The sequence below is a fragment of the Microcoleus sp. Pol12B5 genome (genome assembly GCF_036701335.1).
In the GTDB taxonomy this organism is placed as follows: Bacteria; Cyanobacteriota; Cyanobacteriia; order Cyanobacteriales; family Microcoleaceae; genus Microcoleus.
Genome location: NZ_JAUBQQ010000022.1, coordinates 48,990 through 74,543, shown reverse-complemented (window position 1 = coordinate 74,543; position 25,554 = coordinate 48,990). Strand labels below are relative to the sequence as shown.

Sequence of the window (25,554 nt, the reverse complement as noted above, 5' to 3'; positions counted from 1 at the left end):
CTGGATTTCTCGCCAGAAATCGGTTTTATTCAAGAAACCTGGTTTCTCTGTACTTCACTTACCTGGAAAGTGCTGTATATCCCTACGCCAACGGACGATCTCTCCGACGCTTTCCGATCGCGGTTTTCATTTCGGTGAGTTCAAAAACCCGGTTTCTGAGCGTCTGATATCGTTTCCAGTTGGATGGGAGTGATCAAGTCAAGGTCGCACAATTCCACATTCTCCCACGGACGGCTACCCACTCCGCACTCCCGATCATGTATGAGTGTTACCGGAATTGATATTATTTATTTACAGACAATTTTAATGAGGAGAAATGTGATTAGCAAGTTACTTTTTAACTTTGCGCTCATCATAGAAATTAAAAAAAATCCTACTACAAACAGTTGATTTCTTTACTTATTCCAATACCTGCGCCAGTGAAACAAATTCTCCCATAAATTGCGCGAAAAAGTATTGCTGCCCAAGCGCTGCGACTCCCAAACAGCAGCAGTTTGACCGTTAATTGCCGAAAAACTCGACCAAATATAAGGAAGTTGGGCGATCGCCTCAACCTTCATCCCGTGACGCACCGCCAAAGCGATCGCGTGAATCAACTCAGCAGCTTGCGGTCCCACAATACTTGCTCCCAACATCTCCCCGTTGCGACGCCCGACAATCTTACAAAAACCAGTGGTATCCCCCGACATTTGAGCTCTTTCAACATTTTTGAAATATTCCCGACAAACAATCAGATCGTCTCCAAAACGGCGTCTTGCTTGCGCTTCAGTCAAGCCAACCCTCGCCAACTGCGGGTCAGAAAAAATCGCCCAAGGAATCCCGCGATAATCTATTTGAAACATTGGCAAAAACAAAGCATTTTTCACAGCAACGGCAGCTTCGTAATTAGCGATGTGAGGGAACGGATAACCCCCAGCAACATCGCCGATCGCGTAAATGCGGTGATTAGTTGTTTGCAGCTTTTCATTTAAAATCACGCCCCGATCGCTGAATTTAACCTTAGCCGCTTCGAGATTTAACGAGGAAAAATTGTGTCCCCTACCGGCGGCCAGAAAAATCTCCTCAGCTTCGATCGCCCTTGATCCAGCTTGAATCCACTTTTTACCATCAATCACCCTCGCTTGAGTCACCTCAGTAGCAGTCAGAATCCGCACTCCTTCAGCTTCCATTGCAGCTTGAACCAACCCAGCAGCCTCTCGGTCTTCTTTAGCCAAAATGTGCGAACTTTTCACCACCAAAGTGACAGCAACCCCCAACCGAGCAAAAGTCTGAGCCACTTCGACACCGCTGGGATCTGCGCCAATTACAGCCAAACTTTTAGGCAACTGGGGAAGTTTTGCTAATTCCCCAACAGTTTCCGAAGTAAAAAAGCCAGCAGACGAAAGTCCTTCAATATTGGGAATCGCCGGCAGAGTTGGCCAAGCTAGCAAATAACAGAGCGATCGCAATTTTCGCCCGCCGACAACAAAAGCCAAATCCGGTTTCGCAACAAACTCGCCGTTGCCAAAAATAACATCCACCCCGCGAGCAGCCAAAAGGCCGAGAGAATCAATTTCTGACAAATTAGAAACAACACCCTCGGCCCACTTGAGAACCCCGTCAAACCCCAATTTGATCGGCATGGAGGAATTGGCGACTTCCCAGCGCACCCCCAACTGCTGGCGGCTGACCTGCTGAGCAAAACGAGCAGCCTCCCTCAAAGTTTGGCTGTATCTCAAACCAAGGTCGATCGACTCTTTCCCCCCAGTCGGCAAATCTTGGGAATTACTGAGCGGTTCCACCAAAGCAACGCGGGCCGGGAAATTAGTTGCAGTCAAAGCAGCATAACGTCCGGCCGGAGTTCCACCAATAATCACTAAATCATAGTCAAGCATAAATAAAGAAGTCAGTAGTCAGTAGTCATTAGTTAGTAGTCATTAGTTAGTAGTTTAAGAGGATCTGCGCGCGGGGTCAGAAACCCGGTTTCTTCCTAGATACTTCGCTGCAAAACCCAAGATTTTTAGCCATCCTAAATCATTGGTGAATTTCTTACTCCCTCCCCTTGATAAGGGGAGGGTTGGGGTGGGGTCAAAAATTTACGACTCCTGCAAGGATTGCTATATCATAGAAACCGGGTTTCTTGGGGATGTCCGCTCAAACGATCAATAAAATCGGTTTGTCAACTTTTATGGGTTGTTAACAGTCAACAGTCAACAGTCAGCTAACGAATAACTTCGGCAAGTCCAGCAATCAACCGCAGATTGTCCGCCCTTGAGCGCACAGCCACCCGAAAAAATCGATCGCCCAACTCAGGAAAACTCAAACAATCCCGAATCAAAATCCGGTGTCGTTCCAACAGACTTTTTTGAATCGAAGAAACCGACATCGACGACTCAACCAACAAGAAATTAGCCGCCCCGGCAATTGGCTGCAAACCCGGCAAATTAGCCAAACCCTCAAATAGCTCTCGGCGAGCAACAGGCAGCCAATCCCAAGTTTGCTGCTCAAAAACAGTATCTCGCACCACAGCAGCAGCAGCAGCAGCAGCCAAAGCATTCACAGGCCAAGGATCGCGCAGTAACTGCCAGCGACGCAGAATATCCGGATGGGCGATCGCGCAGCCCAACCGCAGTCCCGGCAGAGAATAGAATTTAGTGAGCGATCGTAAAATCACCAAATTCGGAAACTCCTCAACAGCATCGATCAAAGTTTCCTGCTCAGAAGGCGGTAGAAAGTCCATAAAGGCTTCATCCACCACCACCATACCTAACTGCTTCACATAAGGCAAAATCGCCTCCCTAGCAAACAGCAAACCCGTAGGATTGTGCGGGTTGTTCAGTAGCAAACCTTGTCGAGAGGCGACATCGAGACCAAGAGGAACTGGGATACGAAAAGAAGGGGATACAAGGGAACGGTTAGAAACCGACAAATCATCCGTTACTAACCGGCTTCCTGCCCCAACGTCCAACGATCTCAGATCCAACTCAGATGTGGCACCATTCTCAATTAGTTGTTTAGGAACAGGCATCATACCTGTTCCACAAAATTCATCTCTTGTGGAATGGGCATCTTGGCCGTTCTTCACAATGGTGCAAGATTTAAGATCCAAAGGGCATTTGAGCACCTGCGCGCCGAAAGCCGAAAGAGCCCGCGAGTAATCGCCAAAAGCCGGAGTCACCAAATAAGTCGCCTCCAGCTTCGACAAATCCCAAGCCGCCCAAGTCAACAATTCCGCCGAACCATTCCCTGGCAAAATCCAATCCCGGTCAACATTCAAAGCCTCACCCAAAGCAGTCCTGAGCTCTCCATAATCCGGGTCTGGGTAAGCCGTCAGACTGCTCAAGTGAGCTTGAATCGCATTCAAGGCCGACTCAGGAGGGCCCAAAGGACTGATACTCGCAGAAAAATCGACAATAGCACTGGCAGGGCAGCCTGCCAGTGCGGCTGCCCAAGCTAAATTCCCACCGTGTAAAGGTCTAATCAAGACTCAGTTCGCCAGCTATTCTGCGTTTTTCGGCGGTGCAACTCTGTCCTTAAACAACTTCCCTGCGGAAAATGCAGGAACTCTGGTTGCCGGGATTTCCATCTTGTCTCCAGTTTTGGGATTGCGACCCTCACGGGCCTTGCGTTCCCGCGACTCAAACGAGCCAAAACCGACCAGCGTCACCTTGTCGCCATCGGAGACAGCTTCCATGATTGCTTCCAGGGCCGCACTCAAAACAGCATCTGCCTGTTTTTTCGTCACGCTAGCCTTTTCCGCCACTGCATCAACCAATTCACCTTTGTTCATTGCGAAGTCCTTCTCGATTTGCAAAATTACGTTAAACAGAGTTAGTTCAACTATTAGCTGTGAGTTATCAACTGGATTGAGGTGTGGATTGGGAGGTTTGGGTGGTTCCCGATTGCTCCCGTCCGCTTCCCCGAATCACAACTCCTGCTGAATACCAATTACCCTAGGGTAATTGGTCAGAAAAGGAATTTTTGTTTCTAACTGCTGAAAACCCCACAGCATCTAATTTTCACTGCATTATTCTAAAGTCTTGCCGACCGTTATGGATCGGTGGAACCTTTAATTTATATGGAACTTGCTAATTTTTGTAATTAATCCCAAAATTTAGGTAAAAAAATACCACCTTGGAGACAAGATTTCTCGCCTCGGTGGATTTCTGATCGCAAAAAAAATAGAAATAGAAGGAATAAAATGTAATTTGTCAAGGGCTAAAGGAAAAGTTTTTTCCTTCTTCCTTCTTTCTTTCCCCTTTCTTTTCCCCGTGGGCCAGGGCTGTTTCATTCTCCCGAAACCCGCCAGCCAGGGACTGAAGTCCCTGTCTCATAGCTGAAGTCGTCTGAAGACGACTGAAAGAGTGATTTATAGTCCTCGCTTCAGAGGACTAATCAGTTCTTTAGTCCTCTGAAGCGAGGACTTTAGCTTTGAGGCAGGGGTTTCAACCCCTGTCGGACTGTCGGACTGTCGGACTGTCGGACTCAGGGGAAAGAGCGTGGAAAGTTGACAGCAAGGCATTTTTCCTTCGTTCCTACTGTCTCGGCTGGACGGGCTGACTGCGCTGCAACAGTTGGCGGGCGTCGGGACTGATGTTGTTTTGGTAGCCAAAGTTCGATCGATCGCTATCATCCAAAATCTGTGGAGTCAGCAATACAATCAACTCCGCCCGCTGGTTGGTCTTATTGGTTCTCCTGAACAGCGAACCGATAATCGGCAAATCTCCCAAAATCGGAATCTTGTTCGCTGTAGTCCGTTCTTCGTCTCGGATAATCCCCGAAACAATCAAAGTCTGACCGTCCCGCAGGCGAATTAGCCCGGATTGCAACGAACGCTCGCCCAGCAGAGTGATAGTATTGGTGCTCGGGCCAGTCGAAAGGTTTTGAGTGGTGCCGGGTGTCCTGATAATCGGGTTCACCCGCAGAGAGACAAAACCGTTGTCGTCAATTCGATCAATTGCCACCCCCAACTGCAAACCGGCCCTGTCTTTGACTGCCGTCACCGTTGTGGTACTTGTATTTCCGGTAGTCTCGGTGTCGGACGTGATGTTAGTAATCACTTCATCAGTAATATTCACATTCGCCGTTTCTCCTTCTTGAACCACCAGAGTCGGATCGGTCAAGATTTTGGCATTCTGGCTCTGAATAGTTGCCCGCAAAGCCGACAGGAACCTCCTCGGATACTGGAACGCCGGGAACAGGGCGAACTCTGCAATTCCTGAGCCTGTCCTCGATCCAGGCTCGTAATCCGTAATTCCAACTCGCGTAGGGTCATTAGTAACTGGGGCTGTCGGCTGGAGGAACACACCTTTGGCGGGGCCTTCGAGACCTTGACCTGTAAACGGAACGATACGTCGGCCGTTCGCATCATAGAAAGGCTCCAGTTCTGCTAAAGGGTTGCCGATGATCGGCCTACCGGTCAAGCTCTGATCGAGCTGCGTTGTATTGGGCGGATTGATGCCGCCAAAATTGAGAGTTGCCGCCCCATTGTCATTGACAAAGAAATTGTTATTAATTCCGAAAGAGAAACTGCTCCTAGTGTCGTTATTTCCCAACAAGTTGATATCGATCACCTTGACGTTGACAGCGACTTGACGGCGGCGCAAATCTAGCTGGGTCAAGAAAGCCACAGCCATGTCAACTTTGCGCGGATCTCCCACCAAAGTGATGGAATTGAGCCGAGAATCCGCCAGCACCGACAGTCCCCTCAGCAAGAGCGGCCCCGTGCCTTCCCTAGCGCCGATCGCCTTAATGTCCGGTTCCCTAATTTCCACATCCCGCGCCGCATTTCCCTGGCCCACGCTTTGAATCGTCACCCGAGTAATCGGCAGTTGAGTTTCCGCGCCTTGAGCGCTCAAAAAGTTAGCTGCATCCGTAGAGCGAACTTGATTGAGCCGCAAAGTCCGAATGATAATATTGCGTGAGTCGATCGGCAAGCTCGTCCCTACAAAAATCGTCCGCCCCTGGCGGTTAGCTTGCAGTCCGCTGAGTCGCAGCACGTAATTAAAAACATCTTGCACCGACTCATTTTCGATGTCCAAAGAAATCTTCGGCCCTTCATCCGAGCCGGAAGCTCCTGGCTGACCAGGCACTGCTGGCTGGCCCGGCTGAGCAGGGGCCCCGCCGCCTGTAAAAGCAATGTTCAAGCCAGCAGCGCGGGCAAGCAGAGCTAAAACGTCTCGGACTGGGGCATCCCGCAATACCAAGCGGGGGATGCGTTCTCCCGAACTCAGTTCAATATTTCCCGCGCCGGGGGCGATGTTAGACACTGCGATATCTCCCAAGGGCGGAGCAACTGCCCGCGGTTGGAAAGGCGCAGCCTGATTTGTCTGGGATTGTATTTCGCTGGGGAGGGGCGGGCGATCGTTCCTGGTAACAGTAACTTCGGGATTTGGCAGCAGCACGCCTGGGTTTTGCGAGGTGCGGACTTGGGGAGCCGGGGGGGGAGCTGTTTGGCTCAGTGGCAGTCCCGGAGGCGGCGGGGGTGGAGTTTGGGCAGACTGTGCTGTACCACCCTGTCCGGCAACGCTAAGGACGATGCTTTGGCCTTGTCCCGGCACAATTTGTCCGTTGGGAACTCCGTTGGTGCCGGCTACCACAACGCGGATGCTGTTAGCCTCTACCTGGCTGATTTCTACTGAAGAAATTCCCGGAGCGGGGTTATCTTGACGGAAGCTGTTGCCTTGTGGCAAGCGGAGCTGGGTGTTAATAATTGTGGCTTGGTAAGTATTGCCGTTATTGATGGCGAAAACTTGCGGGCGATCGCCCTTTTCTGTCGCCAGAACAATATTTACGCCATTATTACCTTGACTTACTTGCACTCCTGTGACCTGAGTCGGCAATGCCAAGACGGGGGCTTGGGCGATCAGAACTCCTGCAACACTGCATAAGAGTCCTCCACTTAACCGTAGATGCTGTTTCACGTTCTCTCCTCCACTACACTTTATTTGCTGTTCGCAGTCTTTTGTCGCTAGCTGCTAAACTGACTAAAATATTCTCGCTTCGAGCCTTTTTAAAGGAAGCAGTTATGCCCTTTTCGATTTTTAATTTTCGATTGGGAATAACAGATGACATAAGGGTTAGAAGCTATCCTACAGCAATCCTCGCATCATTTGTGGATTTCTTACTCTCCCCCTTACAAATGGGAGGGTTGGGGTAGGGTAAAAAAATTACGACTCCTGCAAGGATTGCCATACAGTTCCATTACTTTTTGAAACTGGTATTAGAAGAAATTAGATTTTAGAGCCAATTTTTGATTGCCATCTAAAAAATATTTTTCTGACCTTCATACTTTTTTGACTTCTACCTTCAATCTTCCCCTTTCAAACTTCTGCCTTCTGACTTCTTGTGAAAGAGCCATTTGGGAACAATAGCTAATATCTATCCGCCCAACTACCGCTACTTAGCACCAGGACTCGGAGCCGGAGTTGGCGGTTTTTCTTCTTGCTTTAACGGCAGCAGCGCGTGCAAGTCAAAAGCAGTTTTAATTTTAGTTGGTGGCTGCTCCACAGGAACTATTTTCCCTTTCAAAAAATCAACTTCAATTGGCTGATTTGATGCTAGCAATTCAGATTTCAAATTCCTAACTACCAACAGCGACTGCATCAATTCCAAGTTACGCATAAAATTGCGGGTTTGAGCAAAAGTGCCTTCAAACTCTACCTTGAATTTTTTGCGTCTGAGCTTGCCAGCCAGGGACGGCCCGAAGGAGGTATCGGCCAGAATATCAGGGTCTGGAGCTCCCGGCGCGGCGGTTGCTGCTGCTGGCGGCATATCGGGCTCAAATTTGGTAATTTTAGCCTTGAGGTCATCTCCTTGCACGCCGGCGTTGATTCTATTAACGAGTTGGGTCATGTCAAGCAAAAGCGTGTTGGCGCTGGCGTCGCTGGCAAACATTGCCGTCACGTTGGCCCGGCGCTGTTTTGCTTCTTCTTGCTTGGCTTCTGCTTCTGCCTTTTTTTGAATTTGAGTTTGCAATTGCACTTGCGTTTGCTTGCTTTCGCTAAGTTTCTGCTTGAATTCGCCGCTTTTTTGGAATTCGGGCAGTACGAACTGGTAGCCGAGACCGCCGGCAATCAGGATCCCGAGAACCGCGATGCCGATTGCTTGAACTTGGGGTGTCAGCTTAATGCCAAATATTTCCTGAGCCCCTGTCTCTTCTGCTTTTCCGCTAGAAATAAACTCTGCTGTCATGGTTTTTTCACTTCTCCTTTTTGTGGTTCTAGCACTCCTTTTTCTTGAAGTGTTTCTATCCGTATTGCGAGCCCGTCTGCTTGCTTGCTTCGCAGCTCGGGGAGCAACTCGGAGGCCCCCGTCGGGCTGAGCGTCGTTTCAATTTTATATTCCACCACCGGTCGCAGTTTGGGAAGTTCTGGTGGTGCTGCGTTTTGGTTACGCACTTGTAATTGTGCGGGGTTGTTTTTTAATGTGGCCGCTATCAGTTTGGTATCGGTGTTAAGGAAGAAAGGAGAGCGCTGGATTAGCAGCATAAAGTCGTTAACTTGAGCAAAGGTACTGGCTATTCCTGAAATTTGTACTTTTGCTGGCTGCTGCGGGACGACGGGGACGGGAGCAGCAGCCGGGGCGGGGCTGGCTGGAGACGGACTCGCCCCTGGGGAGGCGGCGGGAGTTGCTGCAGGGGGTGGGGGTGCTGCTGCAACGGGGGAGGGACTCGGGTCGATTTGCTCGATTTTGCCAATTTGCACTCCCGCCGGAGTACGGGCACTCAGGTCTTGCAGCATCGCCGACCAAGGTTTAATTTGGTCGAATACTCCGGCTAATGCTTTGTATTCGGCGGTAACTTGGTCGGTTTCGGCGTTGATGGCTTTGATGGTGTTGGCTTGAGTATTTAACGTTGCCAGTTCTTGGTCGATGGCTGCTTGTTGTGTGGCCAAGTTGGTATTTTCGTTAGTCGCCCACCACCAGGCTCCCATGACTGCGGCGTTGATCCCAAAGGCAAACAGTACCGCCCCATATATGGGCAGTTGGTCTTTGGCTCCACCGGAACTTTTTTTAGTTGAGCTTTTGGCTGCTGCAACGGGTTTGTAGTCCGGACGGTCGTTGAGAAAATTAATATCTAGGCTGTACATGGCTTCACTCGATTTTATAGCAGAAGGAAGAAGGTAGAAGGCACAAGGTAAAAGGTAGAAGGCACGAGGTAGAAGGTAGAAGGAAAAAGTTATCTACCGCTTATGTTTCAGCAATTAAGAAGGTCCTAACAGTCTTGGCTGTTGCTATAGATTTAAATTTGAAATTTTAGATTTTAGACAGAACCCAAGATTGCTGGTACAAGTGAAGGATTTATTTAGGGAGAAAGAAACAACTTTCTGCCTTCTACTGAAGGAAGGGGCTGCTTCTACCTCAGATATATTCTACCTTTTACCTTCTACCTCCAATATTCTACCTTCTGCTTTCTGCCTTCTTCTTTTGGAAGGGGTTTTTACCTAAAATTCTCAAATCGGTTTTTCTCTCATCTAAAACTGTTAGGTCACATAACCTCCCTTAGTCCTAAACCTAGGGCGACTCCTAAACCTGCTCGCTGTTCTGGGGTAATTTCTTGGCTGATTTCGAGTCCTAGGGTTTCGATGGGATCGACTTGAGATGCGGGCAAGCTTAATCTTTGCATAAAAAATTCGTCTAGTTTGCCGATCGCAGCTCCAGGGCCTGCTAGCAGCAGTTGCGCTACTTCGAGTTCTTCGCTCTGGTTGAGGTAAAAGTCTACTGAGCGGCGCAGTTCGTCTGCTAGTTCTCCCAATACTTTTATCATCGCATTTGTGCCGGGATTGGCGTCTCCCGATGCCCCCATTGTATCTGTGACGGGCAGGGTCATGCCTTGCAGTTCGCTGGTGTCTCTGGTTGGCGGCAGGTTCATGGCTTGGTTGAGGGCGGTCTGGATTTGGTAGGTGCCGATCGGGATGGTACGGTTGAACTGAGGTATGCCGTCCACTACTATAGCTAACTCGGTGCTGTCAAATTCTATGGCGGTGAGAACTGCGGCTTCTTGGGAGGAAAATTGTTGCAGTTGGTCTTTGAGGGTGCGGATGAGGGCAAAACTGGTTACTTCTAGTACGTCTATAATCAGTCCGGCTTCTTTGAAGGTTTCGATGTATGTGTCGGTAACTTCTCTGCGGGTTGCTACTAACACGACTTGCACTTTTTCTACTCCGTCGTCATCTACAAATAGGCCTATTTTTTGATAGTCTACGTCGGCGTCTTCTCTGGGAAACGGCAAGTACAGTCCTGCTTCTGCATTCATGTAATCCCGCAGTTCTTCTTCGTTGAGCTCTGCAGGAACTGGGATGAGGCGGATGACGGCTTCACGGCCAGGAATGGCTGTGGCTACTCGCTTGGCTTTGATTTTGTTGTCCGCGAGGACGGCGCGTATTAGTTCTGCCATTCCCGGCGGATCGACTATTTGTCCTTCTTGTACATAGTCTTCTGGAACTTCTATTGAGGCTAGGATGCCTAATTTTAATGCCTGAGCTTTCTTTTCGAGCTGAATGATGTTGATGCGGTCTGGGGCTATTTCGATCCCGATTCCTGGCTGGCGTTGGGAAAGTAGACCTTTGAAAAAGTTAACCATGTGATAGGGTCGCCGATAATTGCTATTTTTTTCTTTTGTAGTTGGCCAGCCTGATTCAGCGCGCAGGCTTGTTGGAGGGTTGGTTTCCAACTGCCACCAGAGTGCTGTAATCTCGGTATCCCGCCGTAGCTGCACAGCTCAGTCTGTGTTGCGCGATCGCTAGTTCCGATTTTATGCTATCCAATTTACTTGACAATAGCTATTCTGCGGAGAATGTCAATCAATTCCAGCTCGATCGACCGAAAACCTGCCGATTCTGCACAAAAACAGACTATCTCGCTCCTGGGTCCAGGTACAAAACTCTGTTACTGACTCGATCGCGCTTGATTCGGGCGATTCCCTACCCTACGGGAACCCCTGCGGGGAAAGGGATAGCTTCGCTTCACGCTTTTTTGTCTGACGGTTCCCATAACTCTCAAATTTTATTCTATGAAACGTAAATCTTGGCAACTGTTTGCTGTTTTTGGGCTGGTGGGGCTGCTGCTGGCTGCTGTGGTGAGTTGTGGCAAGCCGGCTGTTAATTCCCAGGCAAACAATACGCAGGAAATCGAGTTCTGGACTATGCAGCTTCAACCTCAGTTTACTGAGTATTTCAACAAGACGATCGCCGGTTTTGAAGCGGAAAATCCGGGGGTGAAGGTGCGTTGGGTGGACGTTCCTTGGTCGGCGATGGAAAGCAAGATTTTGGGGGCTGTTTCGGCGAAAACTGCGCCGGATGTGGTGAACCTCAATCCCGATTTTGCTTCGCTGTTGGCGGGACGCAATGCTTGGCTGGATTTGGATTCTCGGATTCCGCAGCAAGTTCGATCGACCTATCTCCCAAATATCTGGAAAGCTAGTGTACTCGACGGCAAGACTTTTGGCATTCCTTGGTATCTCACGACTGGGGTGACAATTTACAATACGGAGTTGTTGAAGAAGGCTGGAATTGCTAAGCCTCCGGCTACTTATGCCGAGTTGGCAACTGTTGCCAAGCAGGTGAAGGAAAAGACTGGTAAGTTTGCTTTTTTTGTGACTTTTGTGCCGGAAGATTCGGCGGAAGTTTTGCAATCTTTCGTGCAGATGGGTGTGCCTTTGATTGACGCTAAAGGCAAGGCGGCTTTTAATACTGATAAGGGCAAAGCTGTTTTTCAGTATTGGGTGGATTTGTACAAGGGCGGACTTTTGCCGCAGGATGTTTTGGTGCAGGGACATCGCAGGGCGATCGAGCTTTATCAAGCTGGGGAAACTACTTTTTTAGCTTCGGGGCCTCAGTTTTTGAAGGCGATTGCTGAGAATGCGCCGAGTATTGGTGCTGTTTCGGCTGCTGCGCCTCAAATTACGGGGGAAACAGGCAAGAAGACTGTGGCGGTGATGAATTTGGTTGTACCCCGCGACAGCAAGCGCCCTGATGATGCTGTCAAGTTTGCTCTATACGTCACTAATTCTCAAAATCAGTTGGCTTTTGCTAAAGCTGCTAATGTTTTGCCTTCTACGGTTGAGGCTTTGCAGGACGATTATTTTAAGAACGTTGCGACTGATGCTCCTGCAGCCGATCGAGCTCGGGTTGTTAGTGCTTCTGGGTTGAGTTCCGCCGAGCTATTGATTCCGCCTCTCAAGGATGTTAAGAAGCTGCAAAAGGCGATTTATGACAATTTGCAAGCGGCAATGTTGGATGAGAAGTCGGTAGATCAAGCTGTTGCTGATGCGGCTAAGGCTTGGGATCAAAGGTAGTTTTTAATTGAAGCTGGGGCGGGATTTTTTTTGCGATCGCCCTTGCTTTTTTCTGCCACTTGACGTATCATTAAATAATGGGAATATGTGCCGCCATATATACGCTTTTAAGTTATTAAATGATTAAGTTACCGCCTTTTCAAAAGGCGGAGTCAGAGAAGAAAACTCGATAGGTCAAGCTCGACTATTGGAGAGGTAAATGTTTGTTGATAAGAACGATCGCTCATCCCAGAAACCGGGTTTGTTTATCCCGTGCGATCGCCTTTCTCAATGCAGCTTGATTGATAATTTGTAGGAATATAGCCTGAATTTATCAAATATTTAGAAATTTGAATTGTGTTAAAATCAAAGCTCAGATCGGAATAGGAGAAGATTCTTATGCCAGCGATGACACTCAAAGATTTAAACCAAGTTCAAACCCTTTTTTCCGAAGCGGGTTTAGATTACAAAATTGAACTAGAAGACGGGAGACTTTCAATTGTGGGGCCATCAGACATCGTATCCAGTGAAATCAGCAGTATTTTGATTCGCTTGCTGGGTAACTGGGTTTATCCCCGTCGCTTGGGAAGAGTATTTGACTCCGCAGGCGGTTTTATCATGCCGGATACGAATGTGAAAGCACCGGATGTTTCTTTTGTGCGCGCCGCCCGCTTGCGCCAAAGTCCGCGTTATTTTGGAGAACTTGTCCCCGATTTGGTGGTTGAGATTAAATCTCAGAGCGATCGCATTAAGCTTATAGAAACCAAGGTTTTGAAGTTTATAGAATTGGGTGCGACCGTCGGAATTCTGATCGATCCTGATGAAGAAACAGTGACTATTTATCGCTCTACAGGTGAACCGACAGTTTTAGGAAATGGCGATATCTTAACAGTAGCAGAACTTTTTCCCGGTTGGGAATTGCCCGTTTCAGAATTGTGGCCTCCTATCTTTACTGAGGAAGAAACACAATTCTGAGGCGTTTAAGCTTGGGATTGTTGTTGTTGCAGAAAATAGCCGATGAGATAAAGGGAACCGCAAAGGATTGTTCGGTTGTCACCTGTAACAGCAGCATCTAAAGCTGTTGTTAAGTCGGGGAAGGCTTGACAAAGAGTTAATTCGGGGCAGATAATTTGAGCTAGGGTGGCTAATTCTGCGGGGGATGATGAGTTTTGATCGGGTACGGGTACTAAGTAAAGTCGATCGCCCTTTTTGAGTAATGCTTTCAAAATATCGTCGCAGTCTTTAGTCGCAAGAATGCCGATTACCCAGTTAATCGCTGACGGGTGATTGTTCAGGCGATCGACATATTCACGCAGGGCGATCGCTGCGGCGGGGTTGTGCGCGCCGTCAATTAATATATTGCGGTTATTCCAAGTTGTCTGCTGGAGTCTTCCGGGCCATTGGGTTTTGGCGATACCGTTTTGGATGGCGGTTGGGGAAATTTGCCATCCTTGGTTTTGGAGAGTTTGCAAAGTTGCGATCGCAATTGCTGAATTCATTAGTTGAATTTTTCCCAGCAGCGGCAATTGATATTTTATTTTAACCGCATTTTGATTTAACTGATATTCTGCGAATCCTTGTCCTAAATCTATTGCTGGTTTTACCCAAGTTGCCGGACAGTCTAATTCTTGAATGCGTTTTTCTACTACTATTCTAGCTGATTCTGGCAATTCTCCGATAACTGCCGGACATTTTGCTTTAAGAATTCCCGCTTTTTCTCCAGCAATATCTGCCACGGTGGGGCCGAGTATTTGCCAGTGATCGAGACTGATAGAAGTGATGACGCTAGCGAGAGGTGTTTCGCAAACGTTTGTCGCGTCTAATCTACCGCCCAATCCAGTTTCTATGACTGCGATGTCTGCTTTTTGTTCGGCGAAATACAGCCAAGCTGCGGCGGTGATTATTTCAAATTGAGTGGGAGTTTCGGTGTTGTTTTCGGTGGCGGCGACAACTCGTTCTAGACACTGTTGCAATGCTGTTGGGGAAATCGGTTTTTGGTTGATGCAAATTCTTTCTGTCCAATCGATTAGGTGCGGGGATGTGTAGCGTCCAACTCGATAGCCTGCTTCTGTTAGTACGGAAGAGAGATAAGCGCAAACGGAACCTTTGCCATTGGTGCCGGCAATGTGGATAATAGGTACTTGTTGGTGGGGGTTGTCTAGTTTTTGGAGAAGTTGGTGAATTCTTTCTAGGCCTAGATGGACACCGAAGTGTTGGTAAGATTGAAGGATGGATTCTGCCGTCATTGATGATTATTGGATTTTTTTTTACGAACCGCGAAGGCGCGAAGGAAGAGAGGAGATAGATGTCGATAGGTATGAATATTATTTCTCTGTTTTCGGGTTGTGGCGGGTTGGATTTGGGTTTTCGCTTAGCTGGGTTTAATCCGGTTTGGGCGAATGAATATGATAAGTCTATTTGGGATACGTATAATTTCAATCATCCTGAAACTATTTTAGATCGCAGAGATATCAGAAAAATTAATTCTGATGAAATTCCCAACTGTATTGGGATTATCGGCGGCCCTCCTTGTCAAAGTTGGAGTGAAGCGGGGGCGAAACGGGGGATTGATGACAGTCGGGGTCAACTTTTTTGGGAGTATATCAGAATTGTGCGGGACAAGCAGCCTCTGTTTTTTTTAGCTGAGAATGTTAGCGGAATCTTAGCTCCCAGAAACAAGGATGCTTTCACTTATATATTATCGCAGTTTGAGGACATCGGGTATCGGGTTTCGTACAAGTTGTTGAATGCTAGAAATTTTGGTGTTCCTCAAGATAGGCAAAGGGTGATTGTTGTTGGCTATCGGGAAACTCTGGGTTTTGGTTTTGAGTTTCCCGAACCTGGAACCGAGGTTTTGACGCTGAAAGATGCGATTTTTGATTTGCAGGCGATCGCGCCAATATCAGTTAAGGGTAAATTAGATAATTATCACGATTCTGTCCCAAACCACGAATGTGCGGATTTGGGGTTTTCCAGCCTTTATATGTCGCGGAATCGAGTTAGAAGTTGGTCAGAACCTTCGTTTACCATTCAGGCAAGCGGCAGACACGCACCTCTCCATCCTCAAGCTAGTAAAATGATTTTGGTTGGCAAAGACAAACGCATTTTTGACCCCAATTCGCCTTTGCCTTACCGTCGGCTTTCTGTGCGAGAGTGTGCGAGAGTTCAGACTTTCCCGGATGAGTTTATTTTTAAGTACAAATATATTGCTGATGGATACAAAATGGTCGGCAATGCTGTTCCTGTGAATTTGGCTAGAGTTTTAGCCAGTAAGATTTTTGAGGATATTGGAAAGTGGAACCGACCATCTACCAGTCGCTAGGGAATGAATTCCACGGGACTTTTAGCGAAAGTCCTCGCTATGAAGACTAATCTCAAATCCGTTGACATCAGAATTATTCATCTCTCTCTTCTCCTCCTCTGTGCCCTCTGTGGCTTCATCATTCCGAATTATCTGTCATTGAAACTTGGTTAACTGACCGAGATTGTGCTGAATCGCATTTGTCCCGCGAATATGAGACAAGGGAGAACCTCCGTACAAAAAGCTATTCAAACTAACTTGATAATTTTGCTGAACAGCTAAATCCAACCACAAATTGTTAATAGCATCTCCCGGTTTGTAGTCGGGAATGTTGTGCTGATAGTAAGGAAAACTGTCTATACAAATATTAAAAAAGTTCTTGCGCCCGCAATGCTTTAAATACTGATATCGCGGTTTAAATTCTGTTTGATTTTCCAATACTGTATATATAGTATCTGCGAGAGATTCCGGGTCAAATTTGGCGTAAAGACCCGCACCTTCGGGGAAAACTGGCGAGTTACCTCTGGCGTATTGGTTGAATTCTTCAAAACAAATTACTGGTACGTTGCAACTCATTGCTTCGGTAATTCCCCGGTTTTTTCCTTCGAGGAGGGAACCGAGGACGAATGCTTGTGCTCGCGAATAATATGTGGGGATTTCGCTGTAATAGTCAACTCTCGGCACTAAGTTAATGTAGTCAGAAGGATTGCCTAAAATTGCCTCGACTTGTTGCCATTCTTGTAAGGCGTACTGGTCGAGAGTTTTCAGGTTGCTAGCATCAAATTCGTGACCGCTGACTACTGTTAATTTTATGGGTTTTTGCGGATATTTTTGGCGGTAAACTTTTAAGGCTTTGGCAATAATTGGCAAATTTTTTTCTTCGGAAATTCGGGCGACGGCGAGGAGGTCGATGTCTTTTGCGGGGACGTTTCGGGGGGAAATTAAGTATTCGTTGATGAAGTCGGTGTCTTGCAGTGGTATGATTGGTTTGTGGGCGCGATCGGGATAAGTTTCGCGAAACCATTTATCCCGCTGTGGGTTTTTGTATAAACTGGAGTAGGCGTCAGCTATGGGGGCCCAGGAGTAGGAGATTCCGGGGGAATAAGTGAAGGAGAAAAATACTGATGAAAGTTGGGGAAATAGTTTGTTGATGAGTTCGACTGCTTCGCTGAAGTAAATTCCTTTGATGAAACGCCCTTCATAAAACAGTGGGGGAAGCAAGACGTAGAAACTTACGGTATCGAAGCGGTGGGGTTGGTCTTCAAATATCTCCCAGGTAAAGGCGTCTAAGTCTGCATAAATTTCGGCGATTGGTTTGTTGATGTGGGGGTTGCGTAAATATGGTTTTTGTCGATCGTAGTTTCCGCGTACCATATAATTCTGAGTGTGAGTATCTAGCTTTTTTTATTTAACCGCAGAGGGCGCAGAGGGCGCAGAGAAGAAGAGAGATTTCACAAGTCATCCACGGGTTTTTCTAATGATTCATTGTCGCCAATTGTGAGGGCGAGTTGGTAGATTTGGCGGCGGGGGAGGGATGTTTGTTGCGCTAGCTGGCGGCTGGCTTGAGAACGACTTATGCCTTCTGCAATTAATGTTTGCAATTCTGCTTTAATTGCGTCTTCGGAAAATATTGGGGCGGCTGTTTGGATGCCGGCAATTACAAGGGTAAATTCTCCCTGGGGTTCGCGATTGGTGTAAAGCTCGATCGCACTTTCTATACTACCACGCCAAAACTCTTCGTGCATTTTAGTTAACTCTCTCGCCAGCACAATCTGTCTGTCGCTGCCCAAACTATTTACTAAATCTTGTAAAGTTTGCCGCAATCGGTGGGGAGATTCGTATAATATTATAGTGCGGCATTCTATTTGCAAAGCTTCTAAACTCTGTTGGCGTTCTTGGCCTTTCACGGGTAAGAAACCTTCAAATACAAATCTTTCAGTGGGTAATCCTGATGCAGTTATCCCAACAATGCAGGCGGTCGGGCCGGGAATCGGAATAATGTTAATATTAGCATCGGCGCAGGCTTTAACTAACTCGGAACCGGGGTCAGAAATTCCCGGCATTCCGGCATCGGTGACGAGGGCGATATCTTTGCCTAAATGCAGTTTGTCGATGAGTTCGGGAAGTCGCTGGTGTTGGTTGTGTTCGTGATAGCTGATTTGGGGAGTTTTGATTTGGAAATGGTGCAAAAGTTTGCCTGTATGGCGGGTGTCTTCGGCGGCGATGAAGTCTACTGTTTGCAAGATTCGGATGGCGCGAAATGTCATGTCTTCGAGGTTGCCGATCGGGGTTCCTACGATGTAAAGTGTTCCTGTGGTGGGATTTGCTTGCATTTTTAGATTGGGATTTTTAACCGCAGATGGAACACGGGCGGGACGCCCATGCCACACATTTAAGAAGATATGAAAACAGGATTGTTTTTGGGATTGGCGACGTTAGATTTAATTTATTTAGCCGGGAAGCCTCCGGGTGAAAATCAGAAAGTTGTTGCTTCTGATTGTACCATTGCTGCGGGCGGGCCGGCGGCGAATGCTGCGGTGACTTTTAGCTATTTGGGGAATGCGGCGGTATGGGCTGGGGTTTTGGGCACTCACGCGATCGCCCAATTAATTCGTGCAGACTTAGCGGAGTATAATGTCAGGATAATTGATTTGGAACCGGGGCGATCGCACTCGCCGCCAGTTTCCTCGATTATTGTAACTGAAGCAACGGGCGCTCGATCGATAATTTCCATCAATGCTACGAAATCGCAAGTTGACAGTCAAACAATTAACCAGGATATTTTAACATCCGTTAATATTGTACTGGTTGACGGACATCAAATCGCAGCCAGCAAAGAAATTGCTCAACTTGCCAAGTCAAAAAACATTCCCATTGTCCTCGACGGTGGCAGTTGGAAACCCGGATTAGAGGAAATCTTACCTTTTATTGAATGGGCGGTATGTTCGGATAACTTTCATCCACCAGATTGCGACAATTCCGAACAAGTCTTTGCTTACTTGTCAGCCGCAGGAATTCCCAATATTGCCATCACTCGCGGCGAAAAATCAATTTCATACCTCAGCAATGGCACTTACGGCACTATAGAAGTACCTCAAATTCAAGCCACAGACACTTTAGGCGCTGGCGACATCTTTCACGGGGCTTTCTGTCACTACATTTTGCAAAATAACTTTACCGATACTCTCACCGCTGCAGCTAAAATCGCTTCCCATTCCTGCAAAAGCTTCGGAACCCGCGCCTGGATGAATAAGAGTTAATTTTAAATTAAAATTAACCAAACTATCCGGTTAAAACCGCTCAAAGCTAGAAAACTTGAACTGGCAACACTTGTTGAGTTAAAATCCTGACAGCAACTTCGACAAAATTTGTGAAATTCTCTCTTCTCTTCCTTCGCGCCCTTAGCGCCTTCGCGGTTCGTTAACAAAATTGCTATATTAGTAAGACAAGTTAAAGTCACACAAAACACTCCCAAAACAACATACCCGAATCATGTCTGACACCCAACCCCTCACTATCACCCTTCCCCCTTTGCGGATTACCCTAACAGAACAGCAGCAAGTTAACCTAGAATGGCTGACACAAAATTTGCCCAATCTACTCACCCCAAGCAAACAAGAACTTCCCGACAATATGAAACAGTGGGTGGCGGCTAACAAATTATTAAATCAACCCGATGCAGAAATCATTCAAGGACTAATAAATACCGGCATAGATGCGGAAACAGCCACCGCAGAAGTTAGGGAAATATCATCTCATCCCTACTTTCAAGCAGGTAGTCAGTACGTGCAGTTATTGCAGAAATTAGAATCGCATCTCAGGATTAGCAATCAATTAGCTGCATTGTCTTCCAAGTTTGGCACAATCGAACGCAAAAGCAGCCTTTCTAGAGAGTATTTTCTCGAAAACTACTATGCAAAAAATACTCCAGTAATTATTACCAATATTATGCACAACTGGAAAGCGTTGCAGTTGTGGACGCCGGAGTATTTACAGCAAAAATATGGCGATGCAGAGGTACAAATTCAAGCCAACCGCAACTCTGACCCAAATTACGAAATCAAGATAGAAAATCACAAAAAAATTGTTTTGTTCCGCAAATATGTAGACATGGTGGTCAAAGGTGGGCCTAGCAACGACTACTACATGGTGGCTAACAACCAAACTCTGGAAAGAGAGGAATTTAAACCCTTATTCAACGACATTGAAATTTTCCCTGAATACCTCAATCCAACGGATACAAAAGGCAGAGTTTTCTTTTGGTTCGGGCCCAAAGGCACGATTACACCGCTGCACCATGACCCAGTTAATTTAATTTTAGCTCAAGTGTCTGGTCGCAAACTAATTAAGTTGATTTCTCCGCAACAAACACCTCTGCTTTATAATCACGTCGGAGTTTTCAGCAAAGTGGACGGCGAAAATCCCGATTATGACAAATACCCGCTTTACAAAGATGCGAAAATTATTGAAGTAATTTTGGAACCGGGAGAGGCTATCTTTATTCCCGTCGGTTGGTGGCACCATGTAAAATCATTGGAAGTTAGTATTTCGGTTTCTTTTACTAATTTTGTGTTTCCTAATTATTATGAATGGAAATATCCTCATATTAATTGGTAATTTCTCGTTACTAGGCTCTGCCTGGTAACGCATATCTAGAGGCTCTGCCTCCGATTCTACTAATAGGAAAAGGAAAGCTCTGCACCTGATTTTGCCAACAGGAAGAAGGAGGCAGAGCCTCCGGGTAGGCATTCCCAGGCTCTGCCTGGGAACGAGTAAACGAGTAAGGGGCGGGCACGGGGACACCGCCCCTACAGAAATCTGCGTTAATCGGCGTTCATCTGCGGTTTACAAACAAGAAATTCATGAAAAATCTCGAAGAAATCAGCGAAATTGCCCGATCGATCGCTTGGAGTGCATCAGATATCCTACAATCCTATTATCGCCAGGATTGCAACACTCCTAACCTCGACATCCAGGAGAAAAAAGATGGCCCCGTCACCGCCGCCGATGTCGCTGTCAATTCTTACATCCTAGACGAATTGCAGTCGGCTTTAGGAAATGCAGAATTTGGCTATCTCAGCGAAGAAACTTACAAATCTTATTTAGAAAAAAACGGTCAAATTCCCTTACCTCAAAGTTGGGTTTGGATTATTGACCCTTTGGATGGAACGCGAGATTTTATTGACAGGACAGGGGAATTTGCTGTTCACATTGCTTTAGCGTTCGAGGGAAGACCGGTATTGGCAGTTGTGGCTTGGCCCCAACTGCAAAAGATTTATTACGCAATCCGCGATGCGGGTGCTTTTATGGAAAGTCGGGATGGTTCTGCGGTCAAATTGCAGGTTTCGGCGCGAAATATAGTGGCAGATTTATCTATAGTAACTAGCCGCAGTCACCGGGGCGATCGCTTTAATCAATTGTTACAAAAACTGCCTTGTCAAAATCAAATAGCTGTCGGCAGTATCGGCTGTAAAATTGCGACAATTGTCGAACAAAAGGCTGATGTTTATATTGCGCTTTCGGGAAAGTCTGCACCGAAAGATTGGGATTTAGCGGCGCCGGAATTAATTTTGACTGAAGCGGGCGGTCAATTTACTCGTTTTGACGGTTCTACTTTGCAATATAACCGGGGAGATGTGAGTCAGTGGGGGGGATTGTTGGCGAGTAACGGTTGCTGTCACGCTGCTTTGTGCGGGCAAGCTGAGGGGATTTTAGCCGGGATAGATGCGAGTTTGAAGTAAGTCCGCGCGTGCGAAGCTATCCCGTAGGGAATCGCCCGTAAAGATGGTAAAGAATAAGTTTTAGGGGCGGGCTTACGAGATAATTGGTATTAGGCAATTATCTCCTAAACCCGCCCCCACCCTTGCCCGAAATTCCTCCAGGGCTTGAAACAAGTGGCCCAACCGCATCGCAGATATCTATCAAAAATTCGGCTCTTAATATTTCAGTCTAGTCACACTTGCTACTGAAGTGTTTTTGTGTTATGTAATCCACCTCGCGCTGGCTCACCCGTAAGATTACTTAATAAATTTCCCCATCTTTATCAAAACTTTAATTAAAAAGGTGTTTATAAAGAAAACTTTATATAGATTTTCAGAAAAAACAGTTATTGTTACTACAACCTTCAGAAATTGTTTCGGACGCAAGTCGCGAAACAGGGGAATTATTGTCTTTTTTTAGCTATTAGTAGGTGCAGTATGCCAAATTTAAATAATCAAGTTTCTCCAAGTGCGATCGCCTTTATCGATCGTCAAGTAGAAAATTATCAAAGTTTAGTCGCTGGGGTAAAACCGGGTACGGAAGTAGTCGTTTTGGATGGGAACCGGGATGCGATCGACCAAATTACTCAAATTTTAGCTCTTCGTACTAATATTGACAGCATTCACATAGTTTCTCACGGTGCTCCCGGCAGCTTGCAACTCGGCGACGTTCGCTTGAGTTTAGATGATATAGAGTGCGATCGGAATGATCTACAGCAATGGTTTTCGCCACAAACCGACTCAAGGAGCAAAAATCGACCGAATATCCTGCTGTACGGGTGCTGTGTAGCAGCAGGCGAGACAGGAAAAGCATTTGTCAAACGCTTGAGTGAGTTAACCGGGGCGTCGGTTGCAGCTTCCCAAAACCTCACGGGAAGTGTAGCCAAAGGCGGCGACTGGGAACTGGAAGTGAGAACCGGGAAAATAGAAACGCCGCTGGTATTTGAACCCGAAGTATTAGCGGGTTACGAGTACGTTTTGAACACCTTCGGTGCGGCGACAAATATTGGCGCGGGGACAAATCCCTACGGTATTGCTACGGGTGATTTTAACGTCGATGGCCAACCCGATCTAGCTGTAACAAACCAAGGATCTGACACCGTTTCTATCCTGTTAGGCAATGGCACTGGTGGCTTCGATCCTGCGCCTATTCCTACCTTGGCGGTGTCAAGTCCCACATCGATCGCGATCGGCAATTTTAACAGTGATTCTTTCCCCGACTTAGCAGTAGTAGGTAGCGGCACTGGCGGCGCCCTCTCAATTTTCTTAGGAAATGTTACGGGCGGTTTTGGCAGCCCGACTCCATATCCTACAGGAGTATCCCCTATCTCGGTTGCAGTTGGGAAGTTTAACGACGACAACTTTTCAGACGTAGCAGTAGTCAATGCAAGCCCTGGCAGTACCTCTGGTACTGTCACAATTTTGCTGGCAAATAGCAGTGGCAGCGGGGCATTAAATTTCAGCACTAACTTGAGCGCGCAGTCAATTCCCGGTTTCATGACAGTGGGGGACTTTAACGGAGATACTTTTTCCGATTTAGCTGTACCGAACAGTTTCTCTAACACCATTTCTATTTTTTTAGCGAATGGCACTGGCGACTTTGCTGCAGCTACTAATTTTGCAGCAGGGACAAATCCAAATTCGATCGCCAATGGGGACTTTAACGGAGACACTTTCCTCGACTTAGCCGTAGTTAACGGTGGCTCTAACAGTGTGTCAATTCGATTAGGAAATGGCACAGGCGGCTTTGGCACGGCTACCGATGTTAGCGCCGGAACAAGTATGCAAGGCATTGTCGCCGAAGACTTTAGCGGAGACGGCCAACTTGACTTAGCGGTAAGAAGCAGCAGCGGTGCATCAATTTTAGTAGGAAGCGGTACTGGCGGCTTTAGTGCACCCATTAACTTTGCTGCGGGGACAGATCCATATTCCATTATTGCCGGCAATTTTAATGCAGACACTCTCCCAGATTTGGCAGTAACGAATAGCGGTTCAGATAACGTTTCAATTCTGCTAAATACACCCAATACAGTTAATTTTGGTGCAGCAACATACAGCGGTACAGAAGGAACAACAGACACAGTAGTTGAGATTCCCGTCACCATCGGTGGTGGCACTCCCTTCACCGATGTAACTGTGCCAATTGTCATCGACCCCAGCAGCACAGCCACCCAAAATTCAGACTACACCATTTCCCCTACAACTGTTATATTCCCCGCCGGTGCAACAGGTGCCGCACTCACCAAGAATATTGCATTTACTATCAAACCCGACAATCTCCCTGAAAACGCCGAAACCGCAATCCTCAACTTTGGCGCAATCACCGGAGGCATTGCAGGTACAACCAAACAAACAACATTAAATATTGCAGCAAACGGTACTGTTTCTTATGCCATTGCCACTGGTACTGCCAGCATTCCGGAAGGCAATAGCGGCACAAAACCTCTGACTTTCACTGCTACTCGCAGCGGCAACACAGGCGGGGCAAGTAGTGTCAATTATACGATCGCCGGCACAGCTACAAACATCAGTGATTACAACAACATCGGCGGCACTTCAGGGGCAACTACTGCTACTGGCACCATTAATTTTGCCGCCGATGAAACATCCAAAACCATTACTCTCGATGTATTAGGCGACACCCTAGTTGAACCCGACGAAACCATAGCCGTCACCCTTTCAAGTCCCACAGGCCCGGGCTCCACACCGACAATTACCACTGCAACCGCTACCACAACTATTACTAATGATGACAAAGCTGGCTTTACTATTAACCCAATATCGGGATTAACTACAAGTGAAGCTGGTGGCAAGGCAGAATTTACAGTCAAACTCAACGCTCAACCCACTGCTGACGTTACCATCGGTTTGAGGAGTGACAATGTTGAAGAAGGAACAGTTTCAACTAATAGCTTAACTTTCACTCCTGCTAACTACAATCAACCGCAAACAATCACGATAAGTGGTGTTGAAGATTTAGTAGCTGATGGCCCTAAACCTTACAAAATTGTCACCGCTGCTGCTGTGAGTACCGATGTTAATTACACTAACCTCGATCCTGAAGATGTCACCGTCACCAACAGTGACAATAAAACTCCCGGAATTACGGTGAATCCGACGGCGGGATTAACTACTGGTGAAGATGGCACTAAGGCTAACTTTACTGTGGTGCTGAATACTCCGCCGACTGCTGATGTGACTATCGGTTTGAACAGTGACAATGTTGCCGAAGGAACAGTTTCGGTTAATAGCTTAACTTTCACTCCGGTTAACTGGAATACACCGCAGCCGGTGACTGTGACAGGGGTTGAGGATAGCATTGTTGACGGCAATATTGACTACAAAATAATCACGGCGGCTACTCTTAGTACAGATCCAAATTACAGCAACAAAGATGTAGCGGATGTTAGCCTCAGCAATAAAGACGATGATACGGCTGGTATTTCTATTACTCCCACAGCAACAACTGCTACAGAAGGCGGCGCGACGGGCAATTATGCGATCGAGTTAACGTCACAGCCGATCGCTCCTGTTACCATTAACTTTAATGCCGGAAGTGAAATAAATGCGATCGCCCCTGTTATCTTTGACAGCACTAACTGGAATGTTGCCAAAACAGTCACTGTCACCGCTACCGACGATAACAAAGCCGAAGGCACGCACAGCGGTACGATCGCTCACACTGTTACCAGTGCCGACACTAAGTATAGCGGCACAACAATTCAGGATGTAAATGTAGCGATTACCGACAACGACACAGCAGGTGTCAGCATTTCTCCCACGCAAATAAGTGCTACTGAAGGCGGGGCGAATGGCAATTATACAGTCAAACTCAACAGTCAGCCGATCGCCCCTGTAACTATCACCCTCACAACAGGTAATGAGATAGAGGCGATCGCCCCTGTGACTTTCACTGCGGATAATTGGGATGTCGCTCAACCCGTTACGGTAAAAGCTGTTGATGATACGGTTGTCGAAGGAGCGCACAGCGGCACTATCACTCACAGTGTGAGCGGTGGTGATGCTAAGTATAATTTGGTTGTGGTTCCAGGGGTGACAGTGGCGATTACGGATAATGATGTAGCGCCAACTCCGACACCAACGCCAACTCCGACACCAACGCCAACTACTACACCAACGCCGACAACTGGTACTCCAACACCGACGCCGACAACTGGTACTCCAACACCAACGCCGACAACTGGTACTCCAACACCAACGCCGACAACTGGTACTCCAAC

General features: G+C 47.2%; 18 protein-coding genes. 8 read left to right on the top strand and 10 right to left on the bottom strand.

All coding sequences use genetic code 11. The features are described from left to right. Positions 1–395: 395 nt before the first annotated feature. The 7 genes from QUA24_RS13040 to pilM form a co-directional block, all read right to left on the bottom strand. Positions 396–1,874, bottom strand: a complete 1,479-nt coding sequence (locus QUA24_RS13040; protein WP_333230182.1) for an NAD(P)/FAD-dependent oxidoreductase — start codon at positions 1,872–1,874, stop codon at positions 396–398. 326 nt (positions 1,875–2,200) lie between these two features. Further along, positions 2,201–3,463 carry a threonine-phosphate decarboxylase gene (locus tag QUA24_RS13035; protein ID WP_333230181.1) on the bottom strand — a complete coding sequence of 421 codons (1,263 nt, stop codon included), beginning with the start codon at positions 3,461–3,463 and terminating at the stop codon, positions 2,201–2,203. A 15-nt stretch (positions 3,464–3,478) separates the two neighbouring features. Continuing rightward, the gene (locus QUA24_RS13030) at positions 3,479–3,769 is read right to left on the bottom strand and encodes an HU family DNA-binding protein (protein ID WP_006634837.1); all 291 of its coding nucleotides are present in this window, start codon (positions 3,767–3,769) and stop codon (positions 3,479–3,481) included. 745 nt (positions 3,770–4,514) lie between these two features. Beyond that, a complete protein-coding gene (locus tag QUA24_RS13025) occupies positions 4,515–6,902 on the bottom strand; it encodes an AMIN domain-containing protein (RefSeq protein WP_333214642.1) in 2,388 nt (795 codons plus the stop codon). 475 nt (positions 6,903–7,377) lie between these two features. Continuing rightward, a complete protein-coding gene (locus tag QUA24_RS13020; RefSeq protein ID WP_333214640.1) occupies positions 7,378–8,172 on the bottom strand; it encodes a pilus assembly protein PilO in 795 nt (264 codons plus the stop codon). Further along, positions 8,169–9,068: a PilN domain-containing protein gene (locus QUA24_RS13015; RefSeq protein WP_333214638.1), complete on the bottom strand. Its 900-nt coding sequence runs from the start codon at positions 9,066–9,068 to the stop codon at positions 8,169–8,171. Before QUA24_RS13015 ends, QUA24_RS13020 begins: the two co-directional genes overlap by 4 nt. A 398-nt stretch (positions 9,069–9,466) precedes the next feature. Beyond that, entirely contained in the window at positions 9,467–10,561 is a 1,095-nt protein-coding gene (gene pilM / locus QUA24_RS13010) for a type IV pilus assembly protein PilM (protein WP_333160910.1), read from the bottom strand. A 173-nt stretch (positions 10,562–10,734) separates the two neighbouring features. On the opposite strand from pilM, the gene QUA24_RS13005 reads away from it, so the two are divergent. The 3 genes from QUA24_RS13005 (at position 10,735) to QUA24_RS12995 (ending at position 13,228) form a co-directional block, all read left to right on the top strand. Then, positions 10,735–11,001, top strand: coding sequence for a hypothetical protein (locus QUA24_RS13005; RefSeq protein ID WP_333230179.1), 267 nt, complete (start codon positions 10,735–10,737; stop codon positions 10,999–11,001). After that, positions 10,991–12,274: a sugar ABC transporter substrate-binding protein gene (locus QUA24_RS13000; RefSeq protein WP_333230177.1), complete on the top strand. Its 1,284-nt coding sequence runs from the start codon at positions 10,991–10,993 to the stop codon at positions 12,272–12,274. The genes QUA24_RS13005 and QUA24_RS13000 overlap by 11 nt, the downstream gene beginning before the upstream one ends. A 378-nt stretch (positions 12,275–12,652) precedes the next feature. Continuing rightward, a complete protein-coding gene (locus QUA24_RS12995; RefSeq protein WP_333230175.1) occupies positions 12,653–13,228 on the top strand; it encodes a Uma2 family endonuclease in 576 nt (191 codons plus the stop codon). A 5-nt stretch (positions 13,229–13,233) separates the two neighbouring features. Here the strand turns inward: QUA24_RS12995 and QUA24_RS12990 are convergent, their stop codons facing one another. Then, positions 13,234–14,499 (bottom strand): folylpolyglutamate synthase/dihydrofolate synthase family protein, encoded by a 1,266-nt coding sequence (locus QUA24_RS12990; RefSeq protein ID WP_333230173.1) that lies wholly within the window; start codon positions 14,497–14,499, stop codon positions 13,234–13,236. A 71-nt stretch (positions 14,500–14,570) separates the two neighbouring features. Here QUA24_RS12990 and QUA24_RS12985 point away from each other — a divergent pair, with 71 nt between their 5' ends. Further along, positions 14,571–15,575 (top strand): DNA cytosine methyltransferase, encoded by a 1,005-nt coding sequence (locus tag QUA24_RS12985; protein WP_333230171.1) that lies wholly within the window; start codon positions 14,571–14,573, stop codon positions 15,573–15,575. 135 nt (positions 15,576–15,710) lie between these two features. Here QUA24_RS12985 and QUA24_RS12980 read toward each other — a convergent pair whose 3' ends face one another. Next, positions 15,711–16,928 (bottom strand): glycosyltransferase, encoded by a 1,218-nt coding sequence (locus tag QUA24_RS12980; RefSeq protein WP_333230170.1) that lies wholly within the window; start codon positions 16,926–16,928, stop codon positions 15,711–15,713. A gap of 77 nt (positions 16,929–17,005) precedes the next feature. Next, a complete protein-coding gene (gene rsmI / locus QUA24_RS12975) occupies positions 17,006–17,887 on the bottom strand; it encodes a 16S rRNA (cytidine(1402)-2'-O)-methyltransferase (RefSeq protein ID WP_333230168.1) in 882 nt (293 codons plus the stop codon). Between the two features lie 69 nt (positions 17,888–17,956). Here rsmI and QUA24_RS12970 point away from each other — a divergent pair, with 69 nt between their 5' ends. The 4 genes from QUA24_RS12970 to QUA24_RS12955 all read left to right on the top strand — a co-directional run. Continuing rightward, complete coding sequence (locus tag QUA24_RS12970; RefSeq protein WP_333230166.1) at positions 17,957–18,814, top strand: PfkB family carbohydrate kinase; 858 nt, start codon at positions 17,957–17,959, stop codon at positions 18,812–18,814. Between the two features lie 232 nt (positions 18,815–19,046). Further along, positions 19,047–20,171: a cupin-like domain-containing protein gene (locus QUA24_RS12965; RefSeq protein ID WP_333230164.1), complete on the top strand. Its 1,125-nt coding sequence runs from the start codon at positions 19,047–19,049 to the stop codon at positions 20,169–20,171. 245 nt (positions 20,172–20,416) lie between these two features. Continuing rightward, positions 20,417–21,295, top strand: a complete 879-nt coding sequence (locus QUA24_RS12960) for an inositol monophosphatase family protein (RefSeq protein WP_333230162.1) — start codon at positions 20,417–20,419, stop codon at positions 21,293–21,295. 456 nt (positions 21,296–21,751) lie between these two features. Further along, positions 21,752–25,554: DUF4347 domain-containing protein (locus tag QUA24_RS12955; protein WP_333230161.1), on the top strand; the 3,803-nt coding region annotated here is incomplete at its 3' end.